This window comes from Candidatus Thermoplasmatota archaeon, from assembly GCA_018814355.1.
Taxonomy (GTDB): Archaea; Thermoplasmatota; Thermoplasmata; order UBA10834; family UBA10834; genus COMBO-56-21.
The window spans coordinates 1-6,927 of sequence record JAHIZT010000130.1 but is presented as its reverse complement, the minus strand read 5'-3'; the positions used below and the strand labels follow the sequence as shown (position 1 = coordinate 6,927).

Here is a 6,927-nt window from a genome sequence, read left to right as displayed (position 1 = left end):
CCACAGTCAGGGCACTGGTCGGTCCTTGCTGAGTGTTCTAAAATGTGACTCGAATCAGAATTCATGAGACTCCCAAAAACCATGGAGTGGGCGACGGTGACTTCACAGTTTGCGGAGGAGGAACGCGAAAGTGCCCTCTCGATGACACCTGGGCAGAGCTCATAAGCTTTAATTACGGAAAGGTCAGGTGTCCGAGCCAGACATTTATTCTTTTCGTTCAATCAAAAGGGATTGAGACCTCGGCGCAAACCCCTTACATCTTCCTTATTCTAGGGTCTCGGATTGAAGAGGAAACCCACGAACGCGACGGCAATCAACGCAATGGCTAGCTCTGAAAGTATGACACCCGTCGCTCGTGTGCTGTCGATTTGCCATTGCGTTGGGTGTCGTAGTATGTCGCGGGGTCAGTATTGACGACGATGAGGCCACCGACCAAAAGACAAAATGCGATGATACCAACCGCAATGAGTGCAAGGGTTCTCGCAACCGACGTTCGTGTTTGTGGCTCTGAATACTGAACTAGCAATGCCCCTCCGCAATGCCCGCAGTGACTCCCAAAGTCGTTCCCAACATCCGCATAGCAGTGTGGACACCTCATTGCAAATTCCTCGCACTTGTATCGTCTCTCCTATCAAAGGTCTTTCGGACGGCTCGGCTCAAACCCTTTTCCTTTTTCTCGTTCTCACGCAGCCGTCATCTCAAATATGGAGATTCACCGTATACTGGCCACCGTCCGACATGAAGATGTCATCAGAGTCGCTCTGACTTCCAAAGCCTCCTCCTGTCGAAATGGCAGATACATGCAAAGTCTTTTGTTCTCCTGATGGCCAGTAGAACGTGTGTGTGTAGATGACATATTGACCCGGGGCTATTGTGCCCGAGGCAACTTGTTTGTAGTCCGCACTTAGGGTGTAGTCAACCGTGAACAGGAGATGTGTTGAATAGACGTTTATGACAACAGTGGCTTTCGATCCCATGCCCACGAATGCAAGCAAGGCCACGGCAAGGATGACGAGCACAACGACAACCAGCACTATAACAATCGCTGTCAGATGGCTCTTTTCAGGCGGACGTTGGGCAATCGGAGGTCCCCAAGTTTGCACTGATTGGGTACCCCCTGGAATCTGATAGCCACAGTGTTGGCAGAATCTCGCTTCCTCTCCAATGTCTCTCCCACAACGAGGGCACTTCATGGCAAATCCTCACCTCCCTATCGCCTTTCCTCCCTATGTGTGCTACGTTAAAGGGCAATTGCCGTCAGGACCTTAATGTCCCCGACGGATGTAGGAGCGAGTCCGCCCAGCCAGGGCATGACATTTGGCCTCCCTCCACCAGGAGTTCCAGAAACAAAGACCATATCTATGACCCGGGGAGCGCTCAACCTGAGTTGGCTTTGGATTGTCCTGTCCGTTTGGCAGGCCCTCGTAACATAGGACTGGACGATTGCGATGGAGTCTTGGGCTGTGCTCAGAGGCGGAACGACTTTCATGCCTGTTGGTCTACCTGGCTGAGCACGACGAATGGAATCCCTAACCGGACCTCCACCACTTATTGTGGTTTCCTTGCCAGCCATCCTCCTATAGGAGTCCTCCAAGAAACCTCTCCTTTCCCGCGCACAGAAAACGTCTGTTAGGACGGGGCGAGGATCCACCTCGGTAATCGCGCCACGGTCCATCGGAAAAGTGGCAGACACAAGAACGGATTCGACGACTTCGACCCCCTGCGTCTTCCAGAGCGATCCCGTCTGGAATGTGTAGGGTATGTCAACGGCCCAAAAAGGAAAGAGCATCGTTCCGCTGCCAGAGATCATTCGGATTGTCCCTGAGCCTGAAGTTGCTCTTCTTATCTCAGCAACAGTCTTGAGAATGTATTCGTGGTGGGTGGCGTTTTGGAAACGGGGGCGCCAGAATGGCGGCGCGTCTCTCTGAATGGTTCCGAGGATACTGAGTAGATTCCTGATAGGCATGATTCCCGCCGAAACGTCTCCACCTGGGCTCAATGCAACTGCGTCTGCGAGATACCTTGCACTGTTCGTTATTGAGAGTTCCATTTTGATGGCCTGCAGCATGATGGCCATTTCCGGATTCTGTGAGACAATCCTCTGTGCTTCCTCAAATAGGCCTCTTGCTTCCTCTAAATGTGCCTGAGCTTCGACTGGTCGCAGAGTAGTGAGCAGATCCAATCCATGAGACAAAGCTGCTGCTCCTTTCACTCGCTGAAAAAGGCCGCTGTATTTCGGAATTTTCTTCAGGGCGTCGGCCGCGGCCTCCAGGTTCTGCCGCATGAAATGGTAGCGCTCAGGCTTAAGTTCTGACATTAGAGAGACGTTATTGAGTAAGTATGCGTAAGCGACAGATAGTCCGCTTATCTCAGACAATAGGGACTTGCTGTCGTCGTCAACAGCAAGAGGTTGTATCGACTGTGTTTTCGCGTGAAACAAGAAGACATCTTGTGAGTTGTCTCTTACAGCGACAGTACTTTCCGTCATGTACGGAAGTACCAGAAGCGGGTGGGACAGAATGTTGAGACAAGCGAAACGATATTCCCCGAATTCCGTGCTGAGTCGGGGTTGAATGTTATTAGTGAACACCATATGGCGGGCAAGAGGGTCCACTATACTAGTGACGGACGAACCCAATCCAGGTGGCATAGCTTGCCTGACCCAGGCATTTACCTGGGCTAATATCTGGTCATAAAAAGCTCTGGCATCAATCAGTCTTTGGGTCGACCCGCAATATTCGCAAGTTACTATGTCCTCAGATGGTCTCGCAGAAAGAGGAGCTGAGCAAGACTTGCACCTAAGCGCAAGAACTCTTACAGTGCTCGTAGGGTCTCCCGCAGTGCCGACCATTATCTCATCCTAGATCTCATATTGGAGATCATACGCTGCGTCTCGGCAATGCTCTCTCTTATCTGGTTCAGTTGCATGTTGATTCTTGTCTCAAGCTCCTGCATTCTCTCCATTGCCAGGGCATCCGCCATCCTGTAGATGGCGCTGTGACAGCCTTTGCACGCGTAGATTCTGGATTGCGACGGGTCAAATGCTGGCAAGGCGCTGTCCTTCGCTGTCTTCCTCAAGAGGTCGGTAAGATCGCTCGGCATCGAAAGAAAATGAACACCCTCACCAGAGATTTCGCGACCGCAAAACCAACATCTTGCTGCCCTTCCATACGACCGCACTCTTGAGGCGGCGCCATCCGCAAGCTCTTGGCGTCCTGCTTGCATCCACAAGAGTCTGGCAGTCTGATAGTGTTCGGCTGCCGCCTTTGGATTGCCCAACACAAGTGATTCTCCCAGCTCTTCCTCTGCATAAGCAGAAAGTGATGCGGCCTTTGATTCGCCCAAAACGGATTGCTTGAGAAACAGCTCTGGCAGAACGAGAACTGTGTCGGCAGTTTGGGTTCGAAATCTCATGGCGAGTTCTCTCAGCTTGTTCGCTTTTTCAGCATGTTCTGCTGAGGTTGCTGCTCTTGCGTTCAGAATGTCGATTTCGGATGCCAACAATTGAATCTCGTTGGCAAGAGCTGGTGCAGAGATCTCTCTCAGGCCCAACTTGAGCGTAATGTCTCCCAATGAACGGACCGATTGGACAGCTGGATGATACAGACTTGTGTTAGAGGGGTTCTGTGCAATCGCGACTATCGCGGCATAGCCGTCAGCGAGTCTCGACAACATCACATTGCCCTGTTTTGAGAACTTCATTGAAGCAGACTTGTAGTTCTGCAATGCCTCAGCAAAACTTCCTCGAATCACCGCATCATTTCCTAATTGCAGAACCTGTTCAGGTGATTTGAACAACGCCAGATTAGCCACTTCCCAGTGCCCATCAATGAGAACATTAGTAGTTAAACGTTCTCAGAATCCAGCCTGGCTTCTGACTTTCCTCCCCTATGGTCTTTTCCGACGCATTTCCTGCAGAATGGATACTCGGAACAACCAGACTGTCTCGTGTTGCGCTTCAATCAGCAGGGATTGACGGCTCGGCACAAACCCCTTACCTTTTCCTATTTTTGGGCTGGGCGCGCACATCCAGGACAATACGGCGCGCCAGGAACGAGAGGCGAAGCGCAGTACGGGCAATACGTTGTCTGACCTGAAGGGGCTGGAGCATCTTCCCCGATTCGTGGAGCACATTGCCAGGTTCGTTGTTGATTCATACCCGTCTGAGTCTTTGGGATCTTCCTAGCATGAATCGTTTGCTGAGGACTCGAAGCAAGGCCATAGAGTGCTATTCCAGCTCCCAACGCTCCCACCAACAACCCAACTACGGCCATCGCCTGGTATGAATCATACTCTTCGGGATAGACAATGCGACTCATTCCCATCTCATCGGCTTGGGCGTTGGCCCAGATCGCGAGTCCGATACCGCCCACAAGCATAATCGCGCCAAGTGCAAGTGCGTCAGCCCTCATCCATTTCCCCTAGCCCCGAATCATCCTATGTCCCTAAGGTCTTTCGGACGCTTCGGACGGCTGCGGAAAGCAGTTCCACAACTCATGCGCGCAGAGAGTATGCACATGTCCTATCTGTGGAAAGGAACTCGGCTACTCTGCGCGGAATCCGCATGTTCATGGCCAGCAAGAGGGCAAATAGCGTCAATCAGCGGGAATTGAGGCCGGACCTAAACCCCTTTCTTTCTCGCTTTTCTGTTTTGTCCTTTCGTCTGGCGATGATTGAGAGCGTATTGTCTAGGTCTGCCCGCATTGCATTGACCAAGCCCTGAAGAGCTGCTCCAACTTGTTCTCTCCACTTCTCAGGGGTCAGAACCTTCGCTCTCAACTCGTCCGGAATATCAATCTCGCCGAAAACCTCGGGGTATCTCTCAAACGCCTTCTGAAATATCGCTATTCCGCCTGAAGCAAACAATTCCTGGATTCTGTTAAGGCCTTGCTTCACGGCGTCTGTCGGCTTCACCAGGGCCAGTTGCCCTGCTCTCAGTCTGACCTCCTTCAGACTTCTGGCAATGTTATCTGAGTTCAGGATTGTTGCCTTTGAGCGGAGGCTTTCGATGAACTGTACTTCCCCCATCTGCTTGAGGGATTTCGAGAACTTGCTCTGGTCGGAGATCATGGTCAGAGTGGCAGTGTCTCCCAATCCACTCAGCTCTCCTAACAGGTTTATGAAATTCGGCAGGAATCCGTCCTTCTCCGAAGCATCCACATCTTGCAGAGTGGATAGATTATCTAAGCCTATCAGCGCTTCTTGGTAGAGACCGACGACGTCGCCATACGCCTTCATCTTGGCGTCATAGAGTCTGCTCTTTTTAGTTGTCCTAATTGAGAAGACATAGGTAAACAACGAAGCTAGAACCGCAACAATGACATACAATACAACCTGAGTTATTGTGTCCACAATGATTCCCCTGAGGGCAATCGTCTTTCCTCCCCTATGGATGTTATGATGAAATCGTCCCTTAGTGTCCGCAGGATACGAATAGTCGAAAGACCATACGATATTCCGTCACTGATCCGACCCCGGGAAAAGAGTGCACTTCGAGTGCGTCCTATGGATTGGGGCAAATCCTTGACAAGGGACGAAGTTGCCATAGTGCGGCGTAGACCGCGAATAGAGGCATGTCCGATAGCTCCCGGATCCGTGAGAATGAAGGGATTTGAGAAGAAGATAGTCGATATCGAATAGGATAGCGGGACATTTCTACATAGAGGTCTTTTCCGAGGCTGTGCTTTGTAGAAATCCTCGATGAAGAGCAAAAAGAGAGATTCCATCCTCCCAGAGTTGTATGAGAATGCCCGGAAGATGAGTTCCTTGTGCTGCTGGCTCGGAACCCGAGCCAGCACATGCGACCCCATCTTCCGCTTCTCCACAGAGAACACCGTCTCCACCTTCGCGCGCTCGTGATATGCGTCCTCATCAAAATCCCTCAGATGCCTCCTCCGGTACCGTCCTCCCACCCTGATCCCCGGCCCTCGGTAGCGGACGGGGATCATCGTCCGCGCACCCAGGACCTCTTGGGCGTACTCGTGGTTCGATTCAGCGTCGTAGCCCTTGTCAGCTACGACGAGCCTCACTGGAAGCCCGGCTGGCCGAACCTTCTCGAGCACGCGCGGGAAGTCCGGCGAATCATTCGACGGACCTCGCCTGAACTTCACCGCGACTATGAGCTGCTTCCTCGTCTCCACCGCCACCGTCTGCTTCATGTAGTGGCGCGTAAGGACACCCCGACGGTGTCCACCGATCTTGCTCTTCCTGTCCTCGAGCACACGAGTGTAATAAGTGCTCGCAGATGTCGAGCTGAACCCCGTCGAGTCAACGGCCAGATGCAATACACTCAATCTCGCCTCCACCAAGTATTCGAGGAGGAGGCGCTCCAGCCTCCTCGCGTCCGCACGCCTGGAGAACTTCTGGAGCGTTGTCCAGTGAGGCACCCTCTTCAGGCCAAGCTCGTCCATGATCTCAGTGCAGACCTCGAGCATCTCGCAGAAGTCCCTGTACGACTTCCTGAAGTGTTGGCGGAGCGCTAGCAGGACCACATGCTGGTGATCCGTGTACAGGTGATTCGCATACTTCGACCCTCGAAGAGGGTATCTGGCCCTCTTCAAGACCCTCTTCTGACGACGAACGATGCGAACCAGTTTATGCTGGTTCGCTTTCTTCCCATCCCACGGCACGAGGCCATCCCATCCCTTGGAGCCAAGACAACTCTTTGTGGAACTGGCTTGTCTCCAGGGTGGGGCCATGTCGTGCCGACGTTTCTACCTTTCCAGGATGTCGCTTTTCAGAGGGTTTCTACAGAGCACGATGGACTTCTGGAGAAGGGCAAGGAGGGCTCTCTCCGTGGGATGCCCGGCAAGAGTATATGTAACGCGAGCTGGACTACTAACTTGAGGAACATGGGATTCTCAGGCGGCGCATCGCAAGTCCCAGCGATTGCATTACCGCCCGAAGAGGATGCGAGACGAGATTTCT

Annotated in this window: 6 protein-coding genes; 1 reads left to right on the top strand and 5 read right to left on the bottom strand. The window is 52.5% G+C overall.

What is annotated here, in order from left to right; translation table 11 throughout:
• Nucleotides 1-698 precede the first annotated feature (698 nt).
• The 5 genes from KJ653_10075 to KJ653_10055 all read right to left on the bottom strand — a co-directional run bounded on the left by KJ653_10075 (nucleotide 699) and on the right by KJ653_10055 (nucleotide 6,560).
• Nucleotides 699-1,193 carry a zinc ribbon domain-containing protein gene (locus KJ653_10075; GenBank protein MBU0686174.1) on the bottom strand — a complete coding sequence of 165 codons (495 nt, stop codon included), beginning with the start codon at nucleotides 1,191-1,193 and terminating at the stop codon, nucleotides 699-701.
• 47 nt (nucleotides 1,194-1,240) lie between these two features.
• Nucleotides 1,241-2,488 (bottom strand): hypothetical protein, encoded by a 1,248-nt coding sequence (locus KJ653_10070; GenBank protein ID MBU0686173.1) that lies wholly within the window; start codon nucleotides 2,486-2,488, stop codon nucleotides 1,241-1,243.
• A 362-nt stretch (nucleotides 2,489-2,850) separates the two neighbouring features.
• The gene (locus tag KJ653_10065; protein MBU0686172.1) at nucleotides 2,851-3,702 is read right to left on the bottom strand and encodes a hypothetical protein; all 852 of its coding nucleotides are present in this window, start codon (nucleotides 3,700-3,702) and stop codon (nucleotides 2,851-2,853) included.
• 897 nt (nucleotides 3,703-4,599) lie between these two features.
• Nucleotides 4,600-5,352 carry a hypothetical protein gene (locus tag KJ653_10060; GenBank protein MBU0686171.1) on the bottom strand — a complete coding sequence of 251 codons (753 nt, stop codon included), beginning with the start codon at nucleotides 5,350-5,352 and terminating at the stop codon, nucleotides 4,600-4,602.
• Nucleotides 5,340-6,560: an IS5 family transposase gene (locus KJ653_10055; protein MBU0686170.1), complete on the bottom strand. Its 1,221-nt coding sequence runs from the start codon at nucleotides 6,558-6,560 to the stop codon at nucleotides 5,340-5,342. Before KJ653_10055 ends, KJ653_10060 begins: the two co-directional genes overlap by 13 nt.
• 141 nt (nucleotides 6,561-6,701) lie before the next feature.
• On the opposite strand from KJ653_10055, the gene KJ653_10050 reads away from it, so the two are divergent.
• Nucleotides 6,702-6,927 (top strand): hypothetical protein (locus tag KJ653_10050; GenBank protein MBU0686169.1); only part of this gene is annotated, 226 nt, incomplete at its 3' end.

What these genes read in the sequence shown, in the direction of transcription:
- KJ653_10075 (MBU0686174.1), bottom strand. Translation starts at nt 1,193, where the DNA reads ATGAAGTGCCCTCGTTGTGGGAGAGACATTGGAGAGGAAGCGAGATTC.
- KJ653_10065 (MBU0686172.1), bottom strand. Translation starts at nt 3,702, where the DNA reads ATGAAGTTCTCAAAACAGGGCAATGTGATGTTGTCGAGACTCGCTGAC.
- KJ653_10070 (MBU0686173.1), bottom strand. Translation starts at nt 2,488, where the DNA reads ATGACGGAAAGTACTGTCGCTGTAAGAGACAACTCACAAGATGTCTTC.